General features: G+C 69.3%; 19 protein-coding genes. 7 read left to right on the top strand and 12 right to left on the bottom strand.

The window, feature by feature from the left end; translation table 11 throughout:
• Positions 1-22 precede the first annotated feature (22 nt).
• Entirely contained in the window at positions 23-2,641 is a 2,619-nt protein-coding gene (gene rph / locus D7X30_RS33505) for a rifamycin-inactivating phosphotransferase (protein ID WP_120567055.1), read from the top strand.
• A gap of 21 nt (positions 2,642-2,662) precedes the next feature.
• On the opposite strand, the gene D7X30_RS33500 is transcribed toward rph, so the two are convergent.
• From D7X30_RS33500 to D7X30_RS33480, 5 genes are all read right to left on the bottom strand, one after another.
• Entirely contained in the window at positions 2,663-3,001 is a 339-nt protein-coding gene (locus D7X30_RS33500; RefSeq protein WP_120567054.1) for a hypothetical protein, read from the bottom strand.
• A complete protein-coding gene (locus tag D7X30_RS33495; RefSeq protein ID WP_158619431.1) occupies positions 2,998-3,807 on the bottom strand; it encodes a DUF2092 domain-containing protein in 810 nt (269 codons plus the stop codon). The genes D7X30_RS33500 and D7X30_RS33495 overlap by 4 nt, the downstream gene beginning before the upstream one ends.
• A 140-nt stretch (positions 3,808-3,947) precedes the next feature.
• Positions 3,948-4,553: an HMA2 domain-containing protein gene (locus tag D7X30_RS33490; RefSeq protein WP_120567052.1), complete on the bottom strand. Its 606-nt coding sequence runs from the start codon at positions 4,551-4,553 to the stop codon at positions 3,948-3,950.
• A 9-nt stretch (positions 4,554-4,562) separates the two neighbouring features.
• Positions 4,563-4,802 carry a hypothetical protein gene (locus D7X30_RS33485; RefSeq protein ID WP_120567051.1) on the bottom strand — a complete coding sequence of 80 codons (240 nt, stop codon included), beginning with the start codon at positions 4,800-4,802 and terminating at the stop codon, positions 4,563-4,565.
• On the bottom strand, positions 4,799-7,756 hold the full coding sequence (locus tag D7X30_RS33480) for a cation-transporting P-type ATPase (protein ID WP_120567050.1): 2,958 nt from the start codon (positions 7,754-7,756) through the stop codon (positions 4,799-4,801). The genes D7X30_RS33485 and D7X30_RS33480 overlap by 4 nt, the downstream gene beginning before the upstream one ends.
• A gap of 334 nt (positions 7,757-8,090) precedes the next feature.
• Here D7X30_RS33480 and D7X30_RS33470 point away from each other — a divergent pair, with 334 nt between their 5' ends.
• Positions 8,091-8,522 carry a hypothetical protein gene (locus D7X30_RS33470; RefSeq protein ID WP_120567048.1) on the top strand — a complete coding sequence of 144 codons (432 nt, stop codon included), beginning with the start codon at positions 8,091-8,093 and terminating at the stop codon, positions 8,520-8,522.
• Positions 8,523-8,526: 4 nt separating this feature from the next.
• Here the strand turns inward: D7X30_RS33470 and D7X30_RS33465 are convergent, their stop codons facing one another.
• From D7X30_RS33465 to D7X30_RS33455, 3 genes are all read right to left on the bottom strand, one after another.
• Positions 8,527-9,510 (bottom strand): hypothetical protein, encoded by a 984-nt coding sequence (locus D7X30_RS33465; RefSeq protein ID WP_120567047.1) that lies wholly within the window; start codon positions 9,508-9,510, stop codon positions 8,527-8,529.
• The gene (locus D7X30_RS33460; RefSeq protein ID WP_199724625.1) at positions 9,497-10,066 is read right to left on the bottom strand and encodes a hypothetical protein; all 570 of its coding nucleotides are present in this window, start codon (positions 10,064-10,066) and stop codon (positions 9,497-9,499) included. The genes D7X30_RS33465 and D7X30_RS33460 overlap by 14 nt, the downstream gene beginning before the upstream one ends.
• A 74-nt stretch (positions 10,067-10,140) precedes the next feature.
• On the bottom strand, positions 10,141-10,422 hold the full coding sequence (locus tag D7X30_RS33455; RefSeq protein ID WP_120567046.1) for a hypothetical protein: 282 nt from the start codon (positions 10,420-10,422) through the stop codon (positions 10,141-10,143).
• 21 nt (positions 10,423-10,443) lie between these two features.
• On the opposite strand from D7X30_RS33455, the gene D7X30_RS33450 reads away from it, so the two are divergent.
• The 4 genes from D7X30_RS33450 (at position 10,444) to D7X30_RS33435 (ending at position 13,746) form a co-directional block, all read left to right on the top strand.
• Entirely contained in the window at positions 10,444-10,683 is a 240-nt protein-coding gene (locus tag D7X30_RS33450; RefSeq protein WP_120567045.1) for a hypothetical protein, read from the top strand.
• Between the two features lie 174 nt (positions 10,684-10,857).
• Positions 10,858-11,391 (top strand): hypothetical protein, encoded by a 534-nt coding sequence (locus D7X30_RS33445; protein ID WP_120567044.1) that lies wholly within the window; start codon positions 10,858-10,860, stop codon positions 11,389-11,391.
• A gap of 23 nt (positions 11,392-11,414) precedes the next feature.
• The gene (locus tag D7X30_RS33440; protein WP_233591944.1) at positions 11,415-12,431 is read left to right on the top strand and encodes a hypothetical protein; all 1,017 of its coding nucleotides are present in this window, start codon (positions 11,415-11,417) and stop codon (positions 12,429-12,431) included.
• Between the two features lies 1 nt (position 12,432).
• A complete protein-coding gene (locus D7X30_RS33435; protein WP_120567043.1) occupies positions 12,433-13,746 on the top strand; it encodes a peroxidase in 1,314 nt (437 codons plus the stop codon).
• 12 nt (positions 13,747-13,758) lie between these two features.
• Here D7X30_RS33435 and D7X30_RS33430 read toward each other — a convergent pair whose 3' ends face one another.
• From D7X30_RS33430 to D7X30_RS33415, 4 genes are all read right to left on the bottom strand, one after another.
• Positions 13,759-14,727: a M91 family zinc metallopeptidase gene (locus D7X30_RS33430; protein WP_120567042.1), complete on the bottom strand. Its 969-nt coding sequence runs from the start codon at positions 14,725-14,727 to the stop codon at positions 13,759-13,761.
• Positions 14,728-14,905: 178 nt separating this feature from the next.
• Complete coding sequence (locus D7X30_RS33425; protein WP_158619430.1) at positions 14,906-18,628, bottom strand: ELWxxDGT repeat protein; 3,723 nt, start codon at positions 18,626-18,628, stop codon at positions 14,906-14,908.
• 264 nt (positions 18,629-18,892) lie between these two features.
• On the bottom strand, positions 18,893-21,766 hold the full coding sequence (locus D7X30_RS33420; RefSeq protein ID WP_120567040.1) for an Ig-like domain-containing protein: 2,874 nt from the start codon (positions 21,764-21,766) through the stop codon (positions 18,893-18,895).
• A 222-nt stretch (positions 21,767-21,988) separates the two neighbouring features.
• On the bottom strand, positions 21,989-22,801 hold the full coding sequence (locus tag D7X30_RS33415; RefSeq protein WP_120567039.1) for a hypothetical protein: 813 nt from the start codon (positions 22,799-22,801) through the stop codon (positions 21,989-21,991).
• A gap of 584 nt (positions 22,802-23,385) precedes the next feature.
• Here D7X30_RS33415 and D7X30_RS33410 point away from each other — a divergent pair.
• Positions 23,386-24,219 carry a HEAT repeat domain-containing protein gene (locus D7X30_RS33410; protein ID WP_120567038.1) on the top strand — a complete coding sequence of 278 codons (834 nt, stop codon included), beginning with the start codon at positions 23,386-23,388 and terminating at the stop codon, positions 24,217-24,219.
• Positions 24,220-24,251: the final 32 nt, after the last annotated feature.

Raw genomic sequence — 24,251 nt, 5'->3', positions numbered from 1 at the left:
TGGGCGAGAGCGAGGGGATCTCATGGGCTGCTACGTGTTGGGTCTTCAGGAACTCGACCAGACGCAGGTCGCGATCGTGGGCGGCAAGGGCGCGCATCTGGGGGAGCTTTCGCGGATCGACGGCATCCGCGTGCCGGCTGGCTTCTGTGTGACGACCGACGCCTTCCAGCGGATCCTGGCGGAGGCGCCGTCAATCGACGGGCAGCTCCAGCAGCTGTCGCGCCTGAAGCCGGACGACCGGGATCAACTCCGCGCGCTCAGCGCCGAGATCCGCCGGACCCTCGAAGGGACCGCCATCCCTGACGATGTGGCCGTGGCAATCACCCACGCGCACGCCAGTCTCGGTGAGCACGCCGCCTACGCCGTCCGTTCGAGCGCGACGGCGGAGGACCTGCCCACGGCCTCCTTCGCGGGCCAGCAGGACACGTACCTGAACGTCGTGGGGACAGCGGCGATCCTCCAGCACGTCAGCCGGTGCTGGGCCTCGCTCTTCACCGAGCGGGCCGTCATCTATCGCCTGCGGAACGGCTTCGACCACCGCAAGGTCCGCATGGCGGTCGTCGTGCAACAGATGGTCTTCCCGCAGGCGGCCGGCATCCTGTTCACGGCCGACCCCATCACCTCCCACCGGAAGGTCGCCTCCGTGGAGGCAAGCTTCGGCCTCGGTGAGGCCCTGGTCTCCGGTCTGGTGAACGCGGACTCCTACAAGGTGCGGAACGGCGAGGTCATCTCCAAGGCGATCGCCACCAAGCAACTGGCCATCCACGCCTTGCCGGCAGGCGGGACGCAGGAACAGGCGATCGATCCGGAGCGGCAGCAGCAGCCCGCGCTGACGGATGCGCAGGTCGTGCGGCTCGTGCAGCTGGGCCGGCGGATCGAAGCGCACCTCGGCCGTCCCCAGGACATTGAATGGTGCCTGGTCGATGACGCGTTCTTCTTCGTCCAGAGCCGGCCCATCACCACGCTGTTCCCCATCCCCGTGGCCAGCGACCAGGAGAACCACGTCTACGTCTCCGTCGGTCATCAGCAGATGATGACCGACGCCATGAAGCCGCTGGGGCTCTCCCTGTTCCAGCTGACGGCCTTGCGGCCGATGTTCGAGGCCGGCGGGAGGCTGTTCGTCGACATCACCCAGCTCCTGGCTTCCCCGGCGGGCCGCGCGGTCCTCGTGGACGGCCTGGGGAAGAACGATCCGCTGATCCGGGATGCGCTGCAGACCCTCCTCGGACGCAGCGACTTCATCCGGCCACTCCCGGACGCGAGTCCCAGCAGGCCGCCGGCTGGCGGCGCACCCGCCCCGATCGCAACCGATCCGGCCATCGTCGACGAACTGATCGGCGGCAATCAGGCCTCCGTCGCCGCCTTGAAGCGCGACATCCAGACGAAGTCCGGGGCGGCGCTGTTCGACTTCATCCTGACGGACATCCAGGAGCTGAAGCGGCTCCTGTTCGAGCCGCGAAGTCATCAGGCGATCATGGCCGGGATGGAGGCCACCTGGTGGCTCAATGAGCAGCTGCAGGCGTGGCTGGGCGAGAAGAACGCGGCAGACACGCTCACGCAGTCCGTCCCCAACAACGTCACGTCGGAGATGGGGCTGGCGCTCCTGGAGGTCGCGGACGTGATCCGCCCGCATCCGGACGTGGTGGCCTACCTGCGGCAGGTCGAGGATGAAGGCTTCCTGGACGGGATGGACACGCTCGCGGGCGGCCGGGAAGCGCGAGACGCCATCCGCGCCTATCTCGACAAGTACGGCATGCGCTGCGTCGGCGAGATCGACATCACGAAGCCGCGTTGGAGCGAACGGCCCTCCACGCTCGTGCCCATCCTCCTGGGCAACATCCAGAACTTCGAACCGGGTGCCGGCGCGCGGCGCTTCGAGCAGGGACGTCAGGAGGCCTGGAAGAAGGAACAGGAGCTGCTGGAGCGCCTGCGGGCCTTGCCGGACGGGGAGGCGAAGGCTGAAGAGACGAAGCGGATGATCGACCGGGTCCGGACCTTCATGGGGTACCGGGAGTATCCGAAGTACGGCATCGTCAACCGGTACCTCGTCTACAAGCAGGCCCTGTTGGAAGAAGCCGGGCGCCTCGTGCAGGCCCACGTGCTTCGTGAAAAGGAAGACATCTTCTACCTCACGTTCCAGGAGCTCCACGACGTCGTGCGCACGAACCAGGCGGATGACCTGCTCATCCGTCAGCGCAAGGACGCGTTCCGGTCGTATCAAGCGCTCACGCCGCCCCGGGTGCTCACCTCGGATGGCGAGGTCATCGCCGGGGCATACCGGCGCGACGACCTGCCGGCGGGCGCGCTGGTCGGCCTGGCGGTTTCCGCGGGGACCATCGAGGGACGCGCCCGCGTCATCCTGGACATGGCGGAGGCCAGGCTCGAAGCAGGCGACATCCTGGTCACCTCCTTCACGGACCCGAGCTGGACGCCCTTGTTCGTGTCCATCAAGGGCCTGGTGACGGAGGTCGGCGGCCTGATGACCCACGGCGCGGTGATCGCACGGGAGTACGGCTTGCCAGCCGTCGTGGGCGTGGAGCAGGCCACCCGATTGATCCGGGACGGGCAGCGGATCCGCGTGCATGGGACGGACGGATACGTCGAGCTCCTGTCCTGGCCAGACGAGGCGCTCCGGCGGTGATCACCGGAGCGCCAGGGACGACTACTCGGCGACGTACACGAGGGTGTCCCCCTGGTAGAAGGGGCGGTAGCGGACGCCGCCGCACTGCTGGTAGGCGACGCCGCCCACCGTCGTGGCCGCGCAGCCCGCGGGGAGCGTCGTGACGGTGGCCGCGCCCGCCGGTGCCGCCACCACGGTCGTGTTGTTGCCGTAGACGGCGTCCTGACGGGCGGCCGTGCGTCTCGAGGTGCGCCGCGCCACCCGGCGCGACGTGCCGTAGTACTGGGCCAGGGCCACCTCCGGGAGCATGTCTCCCAGGAAGAAGAGCCCCAGCAACATCGCCGCCGCCCGCTGGCGGGGCTTGCGCGAGTGCGTTGTCATTTCGAGCCTCCTTGCTGCGCTCCGCCCTTCGAGTCCGGTGCGAGGAACGACACGCGCGTGGCATCGCGTGGGGGCGTGAACTGGAACTGGTCCGGGGTGAGCTGGGGCGACAGGTTCCACTCGGACAGAGTCACCGAGTACTGCGGCGCTCCCGGCAGGTCCCGCGAGGTGATGACGTACTTGAGCGGCAGGGGCCGCGGGCCGTCCTCGACCCACAGCTCCCAGTCCACGCCGTCGCGGTTGCGGAACGCCAGGTGATGCACGGGCACGCCGTTCACCTTGGCGCGGCCGAGGTATTTCCCGGAGCGCACGTCCTCGGTGAGCGCGGTGTAGGGATTGCTGACGAGCAGGTCACCCCCGGGCGCATCCAATCCGAGCTTCTGCGAGGCCATGTCCAACGTGGCATCCAGGGTGGAGGGGGCGGGCGTCGTCGCATACGCGTTGGCCTGCTCGCCGTGGACCGTGAGTCGCTGGCCGTCATAGAAGAGGTGGAGCCTGGCCAGGTCTCCGGCGCGGTCCACGCGGAGCCGGTTGGGCCGCTGCAGGCGCACGTCGCCCGCGCGCTGCAGTTGGATCTTCTGCCCCGAGTCGAGCACCTCATCGAGCGTCCCCTCGGTGCGGACGGAGAACTCCCGCTGCTCGGCCAGGAAGTCGCCCATCTGGCGCAGGATGCGCTGGGCCTGGGGATCGATCTTGGCCTCGGACTCGGTGCGCTCGGCGGTTGCTTGCTCCTGTTGCGCGCCCGCGAGCAGAGGTGTCGCTCCCAGGAGCAGGGCGAGCAGGGCCCCGCACCACCTCTTCCTCAAGCGTGCACTGCTACCTGTGTCTGTCATGAACCCCTCCTGTCCCCAGGACGTTGGGGACATGGCCGAGGGGCTCCAAGGCTCACCGGTTCAACCGCCGCGCTGTCTGGTGCCTTGCAAAAGGCCGTCACCGCGGACCGACATCAGTGGGAGGCGCCGGGGGGGCCCTTGCCATGCGGGGGCGCGTCGCCGCTGTCGTGGCGCACCTGGGCTGGTGTGCTCCGGATGGCCAACTCCTCCATGGTGGCGAAGGTGCGGAAGGCCCACCAGCCCAGGCTGAACCACGGAGGGGCTTCGAGCCTTCCTTTGACGGCCACATTCATCACGCCCGCCGCCGCGAAGCCCAGCGCCGTCAGCGCGCCCAGGTCCACGTGGCCCTCGGTGGCTCGTAGCAGCTCCACGTTGAGTCCCTTGATGAACGAACTGGCCGCTCGCGCCACGCCGCTGCCCTCCTCGAGGGACCGCAGCAGGGCGTCCCCGTCGGGCAGTTCCTCTCCAGGGCGCACCACCGTGTCCACGCCGGTGCTCCGGCGCACCTCCTCCAGCAGTCGATCGACGTCTATTTCCTCGGGGTCGTGCATGCACAGCACGCTGCCGGTGAAGGGCCGCACCTGCACTTCGCTGATGCCCTCCACCAGCAGCAGGTCGTCCGCCAGCGACGTGGCCACCTTCCCGGCTCGCCGCAACCACGGCAGCCGCAGGCGCGTGCGCCCCGGCGACGTGTGGATGACGTGGATGCTCTTCTCCATGTGCGCTCCCTAGGCCCGGGCCTCGTCCGCGGGCCGCGCGCGTTCGCCTCCGCGAGCCCTCGCTTTCGCTTCCGCCATCAGATCCTCGATGTCCTCGTGCTTCATCGCGGCGCGCGCGATCACCATGTCGACGAAGTGGTAGGCCGCGGTGGCCACCTCCACGAGGAGCGGCCGCAGATGCTTGGTCACCAGCACGGTGCCCGCGCCCGCGCCGTAGCCCATGAGAAAGGAGGGGAGGTCGAACTTCATGAAGGTGTCTCCAGGGAAGAGGTTGTGTCCGTCACCCGCCGCGCCCGGCGCACCACCTGAGCGCCCCACGCGGGCGTCGCGCCCACCAGGGCCGGGAGCAACAGTCCCGCGGCCAGCCCGCCGAACGTCAGCGGCGTGGGCGCTGGAAGGCGCAATACCCGCCGCAGCGGCGGGAGGGTGAGCGCCGCCACGTGCAGGGCCGTGGCACCGCCGACGAAGGTGTAGATGCGCCACTCGCCGTCCGTGGGGATATGCCGCCGCGCCTCCCGGGGCGCGCGGCACACGGCCGAATAACCGAGCTGCACCGCGGTGAGCGTCCCGAACGCCAGCGGTGGTCCACCCAGTGCCATCCCCAGTGCTCCGACGCCCGCCATCAGCGCGCCGTCCCGCGCCACCCGCCGCACCGCCGGTCTCGTGAGCAGCGGCATCCCCGGTGGCGCCGGAGGCCGGTCGAGGATGGCCGGGTCTCCCGGCTCCAGCGCCAGGGCGATTCCCGGCAGCGTGTCCGTGAGGAGGTTGATCCACAGCAACTGCAGCGGCGAGAGCGGCTCCCGCAGCCCCAGCAGGCTCGCGCCCAACACCAGCGTCATCTCCGAGAGGTTGGTCGCGAAGAGGAAGCGCAGCGCCCGGCGCAGGTTGTCCTGGACGATGCGGCCTTCGCCCACCGCGGACATGATGCTGCGCAGGTCCTCGCTGGCCATCACCACATCCGCCACCGCGCGCGCCATGTCGCTGGAGCGCACGCCCACCGCCACGCCCACGTCCGCGGCCCGGAGCGCCGGGGCGTCGTTGATGCCGTCTCCCGCCATGGCGACGATGGCTCCCTGCGCGCGCAGGGCCTTCACCAGCTTCCGCTTGTCCTCCGGAGTCACACGCGCCAGCACCGCGGTGCGGGCGAGCCCGTCCGAAAGCGCCTCTCCCGACAGCTCGAGCAGCTCCGCCAGCTCATGCGGGGTGAGGGTGTCCCCCTCCAATCCCACCTGCCGGGCGACGGCCTCGGCCGTGCGGGGCTGGTCTCCCGTCAACACCACCGTGCGGATGCCCGCGCCTCGCGCCTGGCGCACCGACTCCGCCGCGCCCTCGCGGAGCGGGTCCCTCAGCCCCACGAAGCCGATGAAGGTGTACCCCTCCGTCGGCGCGGGGCCCGCGTCCCCGTCGAGCCGCCGCCAGGCCAGCGCCAGCACGCGCAGCCCGTCCGCCGCCAGCGCGTCGTTGCGCCTCGCCAGCCGCTTCCGCTGCTGTGCGTCCAGCGGCCCTTTCGAGTCCCGTTCGCAGATGGCCAGCACCTGCTCGGGAGCTCCCTTGATGAAGGCCACCGTGCCATCGCCGGGCGCATGGTGGACACTCAGCACGTAGTGGATGGCCTCGGAGCGCTCGCGGAGGTGGCGGCGAGGGAAGGCGCGGCGCAGCGCGGCCCCGTCCAGCCCCGCGGCGTGCGCGGCGGCCACCAGCGCCTTCTCCGTGGAGCTGCCGGACACCTCCAGCGTCGTGCCGCGGTGGTGGATGTCCACGTCGCTGTTGAGCAGTCCCAACGCCAGCGCCAGCGTGGGTGGATCCTCCAGCACGGCCTGGGGGCGCGGACGCAGCGAGGACAGCTCCAGGGGGCCCTCCCCCAGGTCCAGCACCTCCAGCCGCATCTCGTTGCGCGTGAGGGTGCCCGTCTTGTCCGCGCAGATGATGGTGACGCCTCCGAGCGCTTCGGCGGCCACCACGCGCCGCACCACCATGCCGCGCGCGTGCAGCCGCTGCATGGCGCGCAGCAGCGCCGCGGTCGCCACCAGGGGCAGGCCCTCGGGAAGCGCCGCCACGCCCAGCGCCACCGCGCCGCGCAGCACCTGGGGCCCGGAGCGGCCGTGGGCCAGGCCCGCCAGGGCGGACAGCGTCGCCGCGCCCACGGAGGCCGCCGCCACGCGCCGGTCCAACTGGCCCATCTTGCGCGTCAGCGGCGTGGACGGCGCGGACTCCTGCGCCACCAGCTCCCGCACGCGCGCCATCTCCGTGTCCGCGCCCGTGGCCACCACCAGGGCGCGCCCACGTCCCGAGGCCACCGCGGTTCCCGCGAACAACAGCGGCGTCCGCTCGGCCAGCGGCGCCCGCGCATCCACCGGCGCGGCCTGCTTGGGTTGCGGCTCGCTCTCGCCGGTGAGGGGAGCCTCGTCCGCGCAGAGCCGGTGCGCCTCCAGCACGCGCATGTCCGCGGGCAGCACGTCTCCGGCGCGCAGCAGCACCACGTCCCCGGGCACGAGCTCCGCCGCGGGCACCGTGAGGAGGACGCCGCCGCGCAGCACCTGTGCCGCACCCGCCTCCAGCTTCTGCCACGACGCGAGCAGCTCCTGGTTGCGGCGCTCGATGCGGTAGCCGATGCCCGCGTTGAGCCCCACCACCGTGAGGATGGCGGTCGCCTCCAGCCCGTCTCCCGCGAGCACCGAGGCCCCCGCCGAACCCAGCAGCAGCATCGTGGGCACGGTGGCCAGCTGCGAGCCCATCATGGCCAGGCGCGAGCGCGGTGCCTCCTCCTGCATGACATTGGGGCCAAAGCGCTTGAGCCGCCGGGCCGCCTCCTCGGTGGTGAGGCCCTGCTCCGTACCGTCCAGCCGGGCCAGCACCGCGTCCACGGTCATCGCATGCCACGGCTCCTGCTGTCCGCGCCGCGCGTGTTGCACCGGGCCGGCCTTGCGCGGCGTGGGGCCTTGGGCGGTCTGTGTGTCGGGCTCCTGGCGCAGCCGGGCCAGCAGCGGGGCCTGCGGCGCGTAGCGCACCAGCAGCCGTCCCGTGCGGGGTTCCGCGCTCACGTCCACGACGCCGGGCCAGGTGGCGAAGGTTCGCTCCAGCCTCCTGCCGAGGAAGGCGTTCCACCGCAGGTCGGGGACCTCCAGGCGCAGCCTGCGCGCCGCGGTCGAGTGGCGCACCACCCGCGCGGGTGCGCACTGCCCGTCCATGAGGAACACCACCATTAGCGACCCCCTGACCGGGTCTCAGAGAGGTGGGGATGGTGGCCCGCCGGAACAAGTCAGCCCGGCGGGCCAGCGAAAGCCGCGGGGGCGACACCGTGCGCGGGTCGTTTCACCGGTCAACACCCGGTCCACCCTCGCGCTGGATACCTATGGGTCCCGGGCGGATTCACCGGTGAAGAGTGCGAAGTCGGGCCCGCTGTAAGCCAACTGAGTCAAGCTCTGAAGGAGTGAAGCCATGCGTCTCAATGGCGCCATCCGTGACAGTTCAATCTCGTAGGTCTTGTCGAACCAGCGCCAGGGAGTGGCGTGGGCGTGCTTGACGACAAGCTCGCCCATGCTCTTTCCTCACGACATGAAGACGCCTCTCTCCTTGTTCGTGAGTGCCGCGTTCACCCTTGCCTCTGTCCCCGCGCTCGCCCAGGACCGCGCGGATGATTTGCTCAGCGGCAGGCCTCCCCCCACGGGCACCGGGATGCTCGTCACAGGCAGCATCTTGTCCGGCGTGGCCGCGGTGAACCTGCTCTCCTCGCCTCTCTGCAAGACGAGCCTGATTCCTCGCGACACGCAGGATGTCTGTCTTGGGTCCTCCCTGGTGATTGGCGGCGTCCTCGCGGCCGTGGGGCTCCCGCTCCTGTTCGTGGGCATCAGCCGCCACAACACCTACGTCGAATGGAAGCGGCAACACCGCGCCATCTCGTTGCTCACCGACGTTGGCGTCGCGCCGACTCCAGGGGGAGCCGCGCTCACGTGGAGCGCCTCGTTCTGAAGGCTCAACCGGAGCGGCGGCGCCGCGACTTCGCCCGGCGCTGCGGCGCCTTCTCGCGCTGCGGTGCCTTGACGGCCTCGGGCGTCCGGGCGAGGTGGAGCATCTGGTAGAGGCTCAGCAGCATCATCGTCACCGCGCGGGACGCGTCCGGGGCAGGGGACGCTTCAGCCGCCGCGTCCTTCGGGGCATGGGGGAGCCAGGACTCCTCCAGCCGGATCCGGAGCCGGAGGCGCTCCCCGGTGATGCGCAGCCGCTGAAGCTTCGCACCGGGCGGAAGGCGCACCGCCTCCCGGGCCCGGTCCAATGACAGCGCCGCGAGCCGTGGGTGCCGCTTCGCCTTCACGCGCAGCCGGGCGTCCAGGAACAGGGTGTCGTACTCCTTGGTCTTCTTGCGGCGCCGGGGCCCGTTGGGTCCCGGGTCGCTGACCTTGTTCCTGCGGCGCTCCACCGCGCTCAGCCGCAGGTGCGCGCCATCCGCCAGCCGCGTCTCCAGCGTGAGCCACGGGTCCAGCACATCCGACACGGCCTTCGAAAGGAGCTTCAGGTCATAGAAGCTCGAACCCGGCCCCTCGGGACGCGGGTCGGGACGAAGCCGCAGGCGCACGGGCGTCTTGGGTGCGAGGTCGTCCTTGAGGCGCAGGAGCACCCGGCGGACCAGCTCCGGCCGGCGGTCCAGCGCATCGCCAGGATGGCCCTCGGCGTGGAAGCGATTGGGAAGCAGACTGCGAAACCACAGCACGATGCCCAGCCCGACCGCGAGGGTTCCCGCCACGACATCCAGGGGGCCGTCGGCGGTGCCGGCAACCCATAGGAGCAGGAGGAAGACCCCGATCCTCGACAGGGAGATCAGCCGGTGCCCCACGCGGCTCCGGAAGCGGCGGGCCTTCTGGGTGGACGGGAGCGCCGCCAGGGCATCCATCACCCCTGGCAGGGGAGCCTCGAGCTCCAGGGCCTGCGACTTCGGGTGGATGCCTTCAACGGATGCCACGCGGCCCTCCTGCTTGCACGGGCGTGTTCGGGAGCGGGCATGCTAGCCGTCGCGGCGAGACATTCCACGTGGCGGGAAGGTCCGCCTCGCAGAACACACAGACGAACCAGGCCTCCTTCACGAGGTTGATTTCGCCGCACTGCGTGCAGCGCCGGAAGACGGCCTCGTGCGTGAAGCCAGCGGGGGGACTCAGCCCCGCGTTCGTGAGGGCCCATTCGACGGCGGCCCAGCAGGTCGTGTCCGGGCAATACCCCGTCGACTGATTCGAGACTTCCGTCACGAAGGGAGCCGGGCTCCCTCGTTGGAAACGGATCTCTCCGGCTGCCAGCACTTCTTCGCCCCCCGCGCATGCAACGTGCTCGGAGCGTCGTGGGGCCAGCCGCAGGCGTCCCTGGAGGTCGACGACGTATGTAGCCCCTTCGACGAGGGCGTCTGGCGTCGCATCGAGCCACGCCTCGACGTCGCGTGGTGCCACGATGGGAAATCCCACCGGGGCGTTCTCGACGGCGAGGCGTATCGCCTCCGGACCGATGTAGGAGTAGGCGTGTAGTTGCATGCCTGCTCCTCTACGGCCGAAAGGGCGTCGGCTGACTCAGGTCCCCGGGGCGGCCGCTCGGAACTCTCGCAGGCTCATCTCCAGGTCCCCTCCCGCCGCATCTCCAGGGGGAGGGCACTTTCGGGCCGGGCCATGAAGGACTCCACGCCCTGCAGGACGGCACGGCACAGCTCGTCGGACGCCACTTCACCCAACGACGCCGTGCCGCACTGGATGGCGATGCGGCCCTTCTTCGCCCGTTTGACGCGCAGGCTGAAGGATGAGTCCGCGCCCACGAAGCGGTGGTCCGTCGCGCCGCCCACCACCAGCGCCTTGAGCCCTCCGCGCAGGTCCGCGAACGCGATGACGAGCATCATGCCTGGTCCGGGGACCTGCCCTTGGAGGTGCAGGTCCCCGCGTCGCTCGTGAAGGTCATGTGCCCCAGGTCGAAGCCCGAGCGGTCGGGGGCCTGGGAGCTCTACGATCCGGCCACGGGCGCCTGGGCCGTGTCAGGCGCCATGTCCACGCCGCGCTACAACCAGGCGACCACCGCGCTGAGCACGGGCGACATCCTGGTCGCGGGCGGTTACCTGAGCCCCAGCGCGCAGAACACCACGGTGGAGCTGTACCGCCCGTGACGTGAAGCGGGGACTCACCGCCGCCTTTGACGGGGGGAGTCCTTGGTGCGTCTGTCCCTCGGCCTCAAGAGGTCTGGGCGCTTGAAGCGCAGCCTGGCCGCTGGAGGCCGGCGGCCCTTGCCTGCGCCGGGCCTCGTCGCGAGCTTGAACCATGAGTGTCAGAGGAGCTTCGCGATGGAACTCACACCTCAAGCAGTAGCCATCCCCAAATCGACCGAGCACCTTGAGAAGGGGAAGTACGGCCCCATCTTTCCGAAGACTCCCGCCTGTTACGGCTTCACCATCGTCGCCAACGTCAAACCGGGGCGCGCCGATACGATGCGCGGCTACGGTCAGCGATTGGCCGAGTCCCTGAAGACCGAGCCCCACCTGCTGGCGCCGCTCAAGCTCCACTACCTGCGCTGGGTGCTCTTCGATAACGACACCCGGTTCATGTACCAGGGCATCTTCGATACCGATTTCGACAAATACACCGAGGACGCGGTCGTCATCTTCACGCGCTCCGGCATCAACACGGCCTTCGAGAACCTCGAGGGTTTTCCCATGGACTGGAAGACCAACACGCAGGCGTTCATCCAGTTCATCCGGGACCACCAGTGCACCAGCTTCCTGGAGTACGGCGAGTATCCGTACTTCACGAGCGATGAGATCAAGAAGGCCCTGAAGCTCAAGGCCGCGTTCTCCGAGATGATCGAGCAGATGCAGTAGGACCGCAGCGAGAAGGGCCTGTCATGAGCACCCAGCCCGCACGGACGTACAACCAGGACCACGCGCCCCGGCGATATGCGAAGGGGCATCGGCGCGTCAGCGTCTACACGTCCTGGAGCTACCCCGGAGAGGCCAATCGGGATCCGACCGAAATGGACAATCGGTTCTCGACGATGACCGAGGTCCGCCGGGTGCTCTGGCCCACGTATGAGTCCCCGCAGTGGGCGGACCCGCGGAGGTTCCAGCAGGGCATCTCCGGCTCGCTGGAGCTCTTCTTCTGGGCCTGGGTGCGGTTCCAGAAGGTCGTCGAGGAGGCCACCGGGTACGCGGTCCCCATGTTCCAGCGGGTGGATCAGGCGGGCTTCACCCTGCCGCTCGACGAGCGGGTCCTCGCCGACGCGGACACGCTGCTCGTCTTCAGCCTGGACCACAACGTCACCGAGCAGGTGGCGGCTCCGGAGGAGATCGAAGCGGTCCGCGCGTTCCTCGCGCGCGAAGGCACCTGCCTGGTGATAGGCCCTCACCATGACGTCGGGCACTCGGAGGACATGCAGGAGCGTGCCCTCGAGTACGCCCACCATGGCGACGCACTGGTGCCTCGCCAGCAGCGCTTTGGCAGTTATGCGCGCTCGTTGATGCAGGGGCTGGGAATCCCCGTCGAGAATCGCTGGGGCCTCCGCCCGGCCGTCATCGAGGGAACGAGCCGGAGTGTCCCGCTGACGGTGCGCGAGGACCTGGACACCCGCGGCTGGCTCAACGGGGTCCAGAACTTCAACTTCCACATGCACCTGCCGCATTACGCGGTCACGACGGACGACGCCCGTTCGGTTCGCGTCCTGGCGACGCAGCCCATTGATCTGACCCGGCCCCATCCCTTCACGAACGCGGGGAACACCGAGTTCAACGCCCTGGTGTGGATGCCGCCTGGCGACGGCAGGGCCGGTGACGTGCTGGTGGCGGACTCCACCATCTTCAGCACCCTGTTCGGGGCGGACGAGAGCCTCGAGCGCTTCTGGAAGAACCTGGCCACCGACCACTGACATGCTCGAACTGGACGACATCCAGAGCGGAGTGCTCCGGCCCCGGCCCACGCCGTATGTCGCGACCTACATCCTCCTGCGCATCGACGACCGGAGGGCAGGGCGGGAGTTGATGCGCCGGCTTCTCCCGGTGGTGTCCTCGGCCGCGCATCCGGAGCGTCCGGCCGCCGAATGCTGGGTCAGCGTCTCGCTCACGTATTCCGGGCTCGAGGCGCTGGGCGTGCCAGGGGACTCCCTGGACAGCTTCGCGTGGGAGTTCCGGCAGGGGATGGCGGCCCGGGCGAGGGCGCTGGGGGACGAAGGGGAGAGCAGCCCCGAGCAGTGGGAATCGCCGCTGGGAACTCCAGACGTCCATGTCGTGCTGACGATGCTCTCACCGGACCAGGCCCGGCTCGATGCCGCGCTGGAGCGCGCGGGCGGGGCCCTGCGGGAGCTGGGCGGCGTCCAGGCCCTCTGGCGTCAGGACTGCCACGCGCTCAGCACGGAGCGGGAGCCGTTCGGGTTCAGGGATGGCATCAGCCATCCGGCTGTCGAGGGAAGCGGCATTCCAGGAAGCAACCCCCACGAGGCGCCGCTCAAGGCAGGTGAGTTCGTCCTGGGCTACCCTGACGAGACAGGCACCCTGCCACCCATGCCCCAACCCGACGTCCTGGGCCGCAATGGGACGTACATCGTCTTCCGCAAACTCCATCAGCGGGTGGCCGCGTTCCGGCAGTACCTGAAGCAAAGCGCGAGCAGGCCCGAGGACGAGGAGCTGCTGGCGGCGAAGATGATGGGGAGGTGGCGCAGCGGCGCGCCCCTGGCGCTGTGCCCGCACCATGACGATGCCTCCCTGGGCGCCGACCCCCGGCGCAACAATGACTTCCACTACGCGGACGACCCGACCGGCTACAAGACACCTCCCGGGTCGCACGCCCGGCGCGCGAACCCCCGTGACGCGTCCGTCGCGGGAGTGGTGAGACTCCACCGGATGATCCGGCGCGGAACCGCCTACGGGTCCGAGCTTCCCGAAGGCGTCCTCGAGGATGACGGAGCCGACCGGGGGTTGATGTTCGCCTTCATCGGCTCGCACCTCGGACGGCAGTTCGAGTTCGTGCAATCCGAGTGGATCAACGGCGGTGAGTTCCTGGGGTTGGGGGAGGCGAAGGATCCGCTCGTTGGCGCCCACGACGGAACCGGGGAGTTCGCCTATCCAAGGCGGCCCATCCCCCGGTGTCTCAAAGGCCTGTCGCGGTTCGTGGTCACCCGAGGAGGCGAGTACGGCTTCATGCCCGGCCTGCGCGCCCTGCAATGGCTGGCGGACCTGCGGTCCTGAACGCCCGGTGAATCACTTCTCCAGGTCTCCGACGATCTTCTGGAAGGGCGACGGCTGGCCGGACAGCTTCTGGAAGAAGTTCCGGGCGTCGGTGCCTTCGTCGTAGTTCTTGAAGGCCTGGTCGTTGCTGTTCTTCCCGTCGGGCTTCAGGCCCGAGTAGTCCTGGCGGGAGGGCAGGCCGTGCTCGGCGCGGATGGCGTTCTCGGACGGGGCCCAGTTGTTCTTCGTGTGCGGGGTGGGGCGCAGGCCAATGGTCTCGAACTCCTCCGAGAGGCGGAGGCGGTTGTCCACGGTGGACTTCATGTTGTCCGAGTGCGCCGGGTGCTGCTTGAAGACGTCCGCGTTGCTGTGCTTGCTGGCGGCCAGGGGGCTCACCTGGAGGCCGTTGGACGCGCGCCAGGCGTGGACGGACTCGTGGCCCAGGCTGTTGAAGCGCTGGCCGCCGCCGTTCTCGTTGTACTTGATGTCGCTGGCCGTGCCGGCGCCGGGCTGACCGTCGAAGCGGTACGCCGGGCGGGTGGACGACAGGGTGCCGTCGTTGCGCGGCACATGCGAGTTGGGCATCGCCGAGTTGCGGCCCGAGTAGATGTCCATCGCCGTCAGCGGCTTGCTCTGCATGCCCGTGGCGCCGGGGTTCACGGCCTGGGTGCGGCCGTTGATGTCATTCAGCATCTGGTTGCCCACGGGCTTGCTCGTGAGGCGGTTGGTGGAGTTGCGCACGTCCTGCGTGAAGTCCGCGAACTGCGCGCCGGACTGGCCGCTGTCACGGCGGGTCCGGATGCCCTGGAGCTTGGGGTCCACCACGCCGTAGTCCGTGGGCTTGAGGTTGTTCTTGCCCGCCTGCAGCTCCGCGGGAGACGCCACCGGCTTCGGCTTCGCGGTCTCGGGCTTCGCCGGCACGCTGCCGCTGCGGGGGCGGGAGGTGGAGCTGGAGCCGAACGACGAAGAGGGCTTGGAGAACGAAGAGGAGCGCAGCTTCATGGGAAGGCCTCGGGAGTGGAGTGCAGCGACGGACCACCCCTAGTGCACCCCGCGTGCCCACCGTTTCACGGCCCTTCGCTTCGTGATTCCAGGAGGTTACGTCGAAGTGGAGGCCCCGCCCTGGTGACTGGCGTCGGGGGCCTGATGTCTCCAGACATCAGGCCCCGACCCTCCACTGTCAGTTCGCGGGCCCGATGTAGATCTGCTTCACGACCTGCGTCTGGTTTCCCGCCGCATCCGTGGCGGTCACCAGCAGCGGGACGAAGCCCCGGTTGACCAGGTCCACCGTGTGGGTGACCGTGCCCGTGCCGCTGTCCACCGTGCTGGTCTCCAGCCACTGGGTCGTCACGCGCGTGGGCGTGGCGTCCTGGATGGAGGAGGTGACGACCACCAGGGGACTGGAGAGCGTCTCATCCTCCCGAGGCGAGACGATGGTGACGACGGGAGGCGTGAGGTCCACCGACACCGTCATCTGCTTGCGCGTGACGGCACCGCTCGCATCGGTGGCGGTCAGCTCCACGACATGGGTGCCTTCCACGAGGTCGAGGAAGGTGAGGACAAAACCCCCGCTGAAGTCCGGCGTCACGGGGATGGGCTGGCCCCCGTCCACCGTGAAGGAGGCCTGGGTGATGGACGCGCCACCAGCACGAGGCGTGCTCCAGCCGCAGGCCATGAGGGTCGTCTCCTGCGTGTAGCGCGGCAGGTTGCACATCGTGACGTTGGGCCCATCGTCCGGCGGCTCCTGCACTGTGACGTGGAAGCCGCACGTGGAGGTATTTCCAGCGGCGTCCCGGGCATCCACCACCGTCAGCGTCTGGCCCACGGGGAACAGGCTCCCGGACGCGGGCCGGTAGCTCACTGTGACGGCCGACACCGCGTCGGTGGCGGTGGCCGCCGGATAGCTGACCGTGGCACCTGTGGCACTGGCCGCCACCACCGTCACGTCCTGGGGACAGGTGAGCGCGGGCGCCGTGGTGTCCACCACCGCGACGGTGAAGACGCAGGCCGCGGTATTGCCCGCCTCGTCGCGGGCCGTGGCCGTCACGGCCGTCTGACCCAGCGCGAACAGGCCGCCGCGCGCGGGGCTGTAGGTCACCTCCGGCTGCGGCGTGACGTCGTCCGTGGCCATGGCGTCAGGCCAGGTGGCGATGGCACCCGCGCCGCTCGTGGCCTCCACGGTGACGGCCGGAGGACAGGTCACGGACGGCGGCGTCGTGTCGTCGATGCCCTCCCCAACCCTCCACAGCTCGGTGCCGGTGAGCCCGTCATCGGCGGTGAAGTACAGGACGCCTCCGCTGACGGTCAGCTGATCCGGTACCGACGATTCCGGTCCCTCCCGGAGGTCCGCCACCCGCCGGGTGCCCTCCGGGGTGCCATCGGTCACCCACAGCTCGCGGCCGGTGGTCCCGTCATCCGCCGTGAAGTAGATGAGGTCCCCGAACACCGTGAGCTTCTCGGGCGAGGAGCCCTGCGCGCCGGGACGGATGTCCTTCACGAACTCCACCGCCTGCGCGCCATCCGTCCGCCACAGCTCCGCCCCGAACGTGCCTTCGTCCGCGACGAAGTACAGCCAGGGCCCCACGGACAGCCACTGCTTCGGCCACGCGTCGCTAAACCACTTACTCGGCAGCGACAGGAGGCGCACGGTCCCCTCGGACGTGCCATCCGTCCGCCACAGCATGGGCACCCCGTTCTCCGAGGTGGTGAAGTACAGGCCTCCCTGTCCGGGCGTCAGGTAGTCGTAGCTGTACTCGAAGGGGCGGACGGTCCCCGTCGGCACGACGTCCGTGACCTTCACCGTCCCGGCCTCGGTGCCGTCGGTCCGGTGGATGAAGGGAACGCCTGTGTCGTCGTAGGCCACGAAGTAGAGCAGGCCCTCGTAGGGCGTGAGGTCACTGGGGACAGAGGGTGCATTTCCCGACCGGATGTCCTTCACGCGCACGGTCCCGTTCGGCGTGCCGTCCGTCTTCCACAACTCCATGTCGCCCGTGCCCTCAAAGGGCGTGAAGAAGAGCGTCCCATTGAACGGGGTGAGGCTCTGGGGCGCGGAGCCGCCCGGCCCCGGAATGAGATCCAGGACGAGCGTGGTGCCCGCTTCCGTCCCGTCGCTCCGCCACAGCTCCACGCCCGTCGTCCCGTCATTGGCCCGGAAGTAGAACGTCCCGTCCCCCATCCCCACGAAGCCATCCGGCGCGACGCCGTTCGTCGGCCCGGGGAGGATGTCCTTGAGCAGGCGCGTGCCTTCCGCGGTGCCATCGGTAATCCAGGCCTCGGGGCCGGAGACACCGTCGTTGGTGCTGTAGACCGCCTTGTCGCCCACATTCCACATGAAGCCACCGGAGGACTTCTGGCCCGGCGCGATGTCCTTGATGAGCACCGTGCTCCCGGGCGTGCCCCGGCTCTTCCACGGCTCGAAGCCGGACTCCAGCGTGTAGGCGCTAAGGAAGAGCGTGCCGTCGACGTCCACCAGGGTCACCGGTCGCGAGCTGTTGACCGGCGACGTCCTGAGGTTGCGCACCAGCCGGGTGCCCGCCGCCGTGCCATCCGTCCGCCACAGCTCGCGGCCCCAGAGGCCATCATCCGCGGAGAACCACGCGAAGCCGTCTCCAGCCGTGGCCGCGGTCGGGCCGGAGCCGGCCGCGCCGGGCCAGATGTCCTGGACCAGCACCGTGCCCGCTTCCGTCCCATCGCTCTTCCACAGCTCCTTCCCGTGGACGTCATCCTGCGCGGAGAACAGCAGCACTCCGTCCAGGTCCACCAGCGGCACGGGCGAAGCGCTTCCAGCGCCGGGCAGGACGTCCCGGACCAGCACGGTGCCCGCTTCCGTCCCGTCGCTCGTCCACAGCTCCGTCCCGTGGACGGCATCGGTGGCGCTGAAGAAGAGCCTTCCCCCCGAAGTCATCAGGTTCGAAGGATTGGAGCCCGTCGCGCCCGGGGAGATGTCCTTGAGGCGCCGTGTGCCGTCGGGCGTCCCGTCCGTCACCCAGGGCTCCTGGCCGGACGTGCCGTCGTCCGCGGTGAAGAAGACGCGCGAGCCCAGTGCCACCAGGGAAGTGGGCCGGGAGCCTCCTGCTCCCGGTTGGATGTCCTTGATCATGAAGGTGCCCGGGGCTACCCCGTTGCTCCGCCACAGCTCCAGGCCGTGGGTGCCATTGTCCAGCGTGACGTAGAGCACTCCATTCAGCACCACCGACGCTTGCACGGAGATGCTCGAGTCCGGCCCCGGGCGGACGTCCTTCACCAGCGAGGTGCCGAACGCGGTGCCATCGCTCCGCCACAGCTCATAGCCCGTGGTGCCGTTGTTGGCGAAGAACAGCAGCGTGCCATTCACGTTGCGCAGCCCGGAACTCAAGGCGCCGGAATTGCTCCCCGGGAAGATGTCCTTCACCAGCACGGTGCCGTTCGGCGTGCCGTCGCTCTTCCAAAGCTCCTGGCCGGTGGTGTCACCGTTGGCGACGAAGAACAGCGTTTCATTCACCGCCGTCAACGCCGAGGGCCGGGAGTCGGTCCAGACGTTGAGGTCCTTCACGAAGACCGTGCCGCCCGCGGTCCCGTTGCTCTTCCACAGCTCACCCGTCGAGAAGAAGACCGTGTTTCCCACGCGGGTCAGGTTCTGGGGCTCGTTGGAGAACCCCTGCGACCCCGCGCTGTTCACGCGCGTCGTCCCGCCCTCGGACCCGTCGCTCGTCCACAGCTCGTAGTTGGACGCCGGTCCGCCGGAGGACGTGAAGACCACCGAGTTTCCCAGGCGCACCGGGTTGTTGGGAGAGGCGCTGGAGTCTCCAGGCCGGAAGTCCTTCACCAGCGAAACCGGCGCCTCCAGGCGCTGGCGGGTGGAGACCGGTTCGGGCGCGGCCTCCTCCTGCGTTCGTGTCTCGCCGCATCCCGCCCCGACCAGCACCGCCAGACTCCATCCCCACCGCCAAAGACATCCATTCCGCATGGGTTTGTGTTCCCCCTTGGACGCGGCCGGACGGCCTCCAAGAGCCAATACTGACCGCGCCTGGACCCATCTACTCCAAATGTTGACTTCAGGACAGTGCCACCTGGAACACCAGACAAGCGCGTTATCATGGATTGTCTGATTGTTTTGGTTTGCCCATGGAATACGAAGGCGCGGGGAGGAACAAGGGGTCCTCCCCGCGCCCAGCGTCACCACTGGCTGTTACCGGATGGTCCAGGCCACGGTGCCGCTGCAGCTGCTGCTCGAGTAGCAGCCAGCACGGAGCTGGTAGCTCCCGCTGCCGCCCGCGGGCACCGTGTAGACGAAGTTCGAACCCACGCCACCGCATGCGTCATCGTTGAAGGTCACCTGCGTGCCGCTCGGACCGTAGAGCCGCAGATAGGTGTCACCGGAGAAGCTCGAGCCCGTCACACCGCAGGTTCCCAGCGTGAGGACCTGCCCCGCCGTCAAGCTGAGGGTCTGGTTCACCGTGCTTACCGTGGCGCTGCTGGTGTTGCTCGCGCTGTACTGGAGGGGCCCGGAGCCCGGCGCCGCGCTGAGCGTCCAGGCCACGGTGCCCGTGCAGCGGGTGCTCGCGGAGCAGCCTGCTCGGAGCTGGTAGTTGCCGCCGGCGCCCGCCGGCACCGTGTAGACGAAGCTCGAGCCCGCACCACCACACGCGTTGTCGCTGAAGGCCACCTGTGTGCCATTCGGGTTGTAGAGGCGCAGGTAGGTGTCACCGGTGAACGTTGAGCCCGCCACGCCGCAGGTTCCCACCGTGAAGGTCTGTCCCGCCGTCATCGCGATGGTCTGGTTGGCCGTGCCCGTCGTCGCATCGCTCGTGTTGCTCGCGCTGTAGCTGAAGGGGCTGTAGTTGGGGAAGGGCGGATACTGCACCGTCACCATCACGGACGCGCTGGAGGTGACATTGCCCGCGGCGTCATATGCCTTGGCGGATACCGAGTGGAGCCCGGCGGTGGTGTAGATGTACCAGGGCACCGAGAAGGGCGCGGTGGTGCTGGTGCCGGCCGGCATCCCGTCCAGGAAGAACTCGACCCGGGCCACCCCGACATTGTCGCTGGCCGAAGCCGTGACGATGTACGACGTCTCGCGCAGGAGGATGTCGTTCGGCGCGGGGTAGGTGATGGAGACCGTGGGCGCGATGAAATCATTGTTCAGGGTCACATTCAGGCTGGTGCTGCCCACGTTCCCCGCGCCGTCGTACGCCTTGGCCGTCAGCGTGTACGCGCCGTTGACGAGCGCGCGTGTGGCCCAGTCATGGGTGAAGGGCTCACTCGTGTCCGTCCCGAGCAGCGTGGCGCCCCGGTAGAACTCCACCCGCGTGATGCCGGAGTGGTCGTCGCTCGCGCTGGCCGCCAGCGTGACGGTCCCCTGCAGGACGGCGCCCTCCACCGGCGACGTGAAGGAGACCCCCGGCGCGACGGCGTCATTGTCCACCGTGATGTTCACGGTGGCCGAGTTCGCCAGGTTGTACGCCGCGTCCCAGGCCCGCGCGGACACCGTGTGGGTGCCATTGGCCAGCTGGGTGCTGCTCCACGTGAGGGTGTACGGCGCAGTGTTGTCGATGGCCACGGTGTTGCCGTCCACCTTGAACTCCACGGAGGTGACCCCGCGGTTGTCGGAGGCGTCGGCCGAGAACACCAGGCTCCCCCTCACGGTCGCTCCCGCCACGGGCGAGGTGAGGGTCACGGTGGGCGCAGTGAGGTCGTTGTCCAGCGTGAAGGTGAGCCACTCGGAGTAGACGAGATTGCCCGCCGTATCCAGGACCTCGGCCCGGACCCGGGTGGGGCCATTGGGCAGGTTCCGGGTGTACCAACTGCAGCTGTACGAGGGACTGTAGGCGTTGCACAGGATGGTGTTGTTCAGCTCCGCGCGGAAGTCCACCCGGGAGACAGGCGTGTTGTCCGTCGCCGTGGCGGTGAGCGACACCGAGCCGCTCAGCACGGCGCCCGCGGCGGGCGACACAACGGCCACCGTGGGCGGCGGGTCCACCGTGATGTGCACGGGCGCCGACGTCGTCACCTTCCCGGAGGCGTCGTAAGCGCGGGCCGTCAGCGTATGCGGGCCGGGCGGCGCGGTCTGGACGTTCCAGGGGATGCCGAACTGGGCCTGGACGCTCGTGCCGAGCAGCACGGTGTCATCGAGGTAGAACTCCACGCGGGTGACGCGGATGTCGTCGGTGGCGTTGGCCACCACGCTCCTCGACCCGCCCACCGTCGCTCCATCCACGGGGGCGATGAGGCTCACCGTGGGCGCGGCGTAGTCGTTGCGGATGTACAGATTGACGGACGAGGCCCGGGCATTGCCCACGGCGTCGTAGACCCGCACCATCCAGTAGACCATGCCGTTGGGCACGGAGAAGCTGTCCCAGCTCGCCTCGAAGGGTGCGCTGCTGTCGCTGCCCACGAGGACGTTGTCGATGAAGAAGTCCACCCGGCCCATGGCCTGGTCATCCACGGCCTGGGCCACGAGCGTCACCTGCCCGGAGACGGTGCTCCCGGCGGCGGGCAGGTGCGTGACGGAGGGTTGGGTGACGTCCGGCGCCGAGACCGCGAAGGCAAGGTCGTCGTGGTCATGGACAGCCCCGGGGGTGCACGGAGCGCCCTGTGCCTGGGCGGCGTCCACGAGCACGGCGCGCACGGCCTGGAAGCTGCCCGCGGGGAGCTTGAAGGTGGTGGAGAGGGTCTCGGCGCCGCCGGTGGCGGGCAGCGTGACCAGGTGCACCCACTGTGGCGCGGTGGCGTCCGTGGCCCGGAAGAGCATCAGCGCGCTGCCGGAGGAGGGGGCACCCCACACGTCCGCCTCCACCTTCACCGTCCGCCCCTGGGCGAGCCATGAGACGCCATCCACGGTGGAGACGCGGAGGGCCTCCACGGAGGCGTCGGCCTGGAAGGTGCCGTCGTTCCCGTCGGCGCAGCTTCCGCCCAACGTATTGGGAGCGTTGGACTCGGGGCCCACGGTGCCCCGGCCCGTCAGCGTGGAGTTGGAATCACAGAGGGCGCCGTGGGCGGTGCACGCGGGCGCTGCCAGCTGGGCGTCATACTGCGCGTTCGATGATGCGAGCGTCTGGGCCACGGAGGCGCTCGCATCCGGGGCGGAAGTCGTATCGGAAGGGCCGGGGGCGCAAGACCCTCCGGCAAGGCACAACATCAGGGTTTGAGTCAGTCGGAGTGAAAATCTCATCACGCGTCCTTGGGGTGATTGGCCAGCGCTGGACGCAGTATGGGAAATGGCCCTGACGCGGGCCTGGCGATGGGGCACGTGGGGTGAAATCGCCACGGCCCCTGTGTATTCAGCCTACTGGCACGACGCCGGATACGACGGGGTGATGACGGTCTGCCCCGACTCCGTGAGGGTCAGGACGGAACCCTCCGTGGCGCCAGTCACGGCCTTCGCCGTGGCGGTAAAGCCAGTCGTTCCGTTCAGCGTGACCTTGTAGATGAACCGGCAGCCCGCCACCCAGGACGCGTCCGGGACGGCGGCGCGGGTGCCATTCGAGCACCCCTCCGGCACGAAGCCGATCAGCGGCAGGTTGGTGGAGTATTGATCCCTCTCCGCGAAGTACGACTGCTCCACCACGTGGATGTAGTTCATGTTGCTCCGGGCCTCTCGCAGCTGGGCTTCGCAGGTGAAGGATTGCGGCGGCTGGCACTCCGCGGAGTCCACGTAGCGGCGCACGCCCTGGCGCTCCAGCCAGAAGAGGCGGCCGGAGACGGGGTGGGTGCCAATCTGGAGGGTGATGCCCGCGGACGCCGTCCCCGCCACGCCCTGCGCCACCGCCGTGAAGCCCGCCGATGGATTCGGCGTGATGCCGGTGACCTTGTAGGAGAAGTTGCACCCGGACACCCAGCCCGCTCCCGGCACGGGGGCGCGGCTGCCATTCGGACACGCCGCGGGCGCGAAACCCGCACTGGCGAGGTTCGGCGTGAAGACATCATTCACCCCGAAGTAATCGGACTCCGCCGCGAAGAGCGACCGCATCTCGCGGATGGCCTCGCATTCCACCGTGCCGCAGTCCACCGGCGTCCCCACGTCCGCCCAGGCGGTCGCGGACACTCCTGCCATTCCCATGCACAGCACGGACAGCCACTGCTTCAGGTTCTGCTTCATGAGGTGTGCGCTCCTTCTCGGGAAAAAGTCGCGCCTTGGACACGCGCGCCCTGTCGCCGGTTCCGTTCGCCGGTCACATATCAGGTCCAGGCGCCAGCACGCTCTCGAACCTGGGGTGCTAGCGTACCCAGACACAGGGCTTGTCCTATTCATCTCCGCCCCCGAAAGCGGCTGGCTTGAAACCGCGAGGCGCGAGGCATCCGGATGCGCCGCCCCGTCGGAATGGCAGACCCTGCCGCGACGTGGGTCACCCCATGACCCCATCCATGAAAAGAGTTGCAGCCGTCCCAGCTCTCCTATTGGCACGGACCTGCGCGGCCTGCGGCACGGACGCAACGGACTTCAGCCCTGGCACGCAGCGCGCGGAACGTCACAGTGGCGGTCCACCGGCGCCATGCTGACGGCGCGCAGCGGCGCGGTGGCGGCGCGGTTGACCTCGGGCGAGGTGCTGGCCGTGGGCTGCGCGACGGCCAGTGGGCCGTCCACGGAGCTGTATTCGCCGTGAGCTGAAGTGAACTCACGCAGGCCCGGCGCAACGGCGCCGGGCCTGTGGGGCAGGGGCGTCCGGCGCTAGGCTGCCCGGCATGAGTTCCCCGCCCGAAGCCGACCTCTCCACCGATGAGCTGTTCGCCCGCACGCTCCAGGGCGACGAGGAGGACGAGGGAGCGTGGTTCGCTATCTGGCAGCTGCACCACCGAGGAGGGGAGGACGTCTTCCAGCGGGCCGCCGCCTGGCTCCAGTCCTCCTCCCCGAAGGAGCGGGGACGCGGCGCGAACATCCTTTCCCAACTGGACTTCCGGCACCGGCCCCCGGAGCGCATCGCACGCTTCATGGACGCGCTCCTGCCGGCGCTCGCGAAGGAACAGGACGCCGCCGTGTTGGCGGCGATGACCGCCGCCCTGCGCCACCTGGGCGATGATCGCCGCGGGGTGCCCGCGCTCCTTTCCCTGAGGGAGCACCCAGACGCCCACGTTCGCTTCGGCGTCGTCATGGGGCTGTCACGGTTCCGGGACGCCCAGGTGCTCCAGGCATTGATTCAGCTTTCCCGCGACTCCGACGACGCCGTGCGAGAGTGGGCCACGTTCACACTCGGCTCCGAGGCGCGGGAGGTGGACACGCCGGAGCTGCGCGAGGCGCTGGTGGACCGGCTCTCCGAGACCCACGTCAAGATTCGCGGGGAGGCCCTCTTGGGATTGGCCCTGCGCAAGGACGCGCGCGTCCTCGAACCGCTGCGCCGCGTGCTGGAGGGGCCCGTGGTCACCACGCTGGACGTGGAGGCGGCCCAGGCGCTGGAGGACGTCTCGTTGCTCCCGCTGCTGCTGGGGCACCGTGAGGCCTTCGACGAGGAGGACGAGGACCACGAGCTCCGCGCGGTCCTCTTCGAGGCCATCCACGCGCTGGAGTCCCTTGCCCGGTGACGGACGTGTCGCCGACGGGAGCGGAGAGGGCT

The organism is Corallococcus sp. AB011P (genome assembly GCF_003611605.1).
GTDB classification, from domain to species: domain Bacteria; phylum Myxococcota; class Myxococcia; order Myxococcales; family Myxococcaceae; genus Corallococcus; species Corallococcus coralloides.
This window is presented reverse-complemented; position numbering and strand designations above follow the sequence as displayed.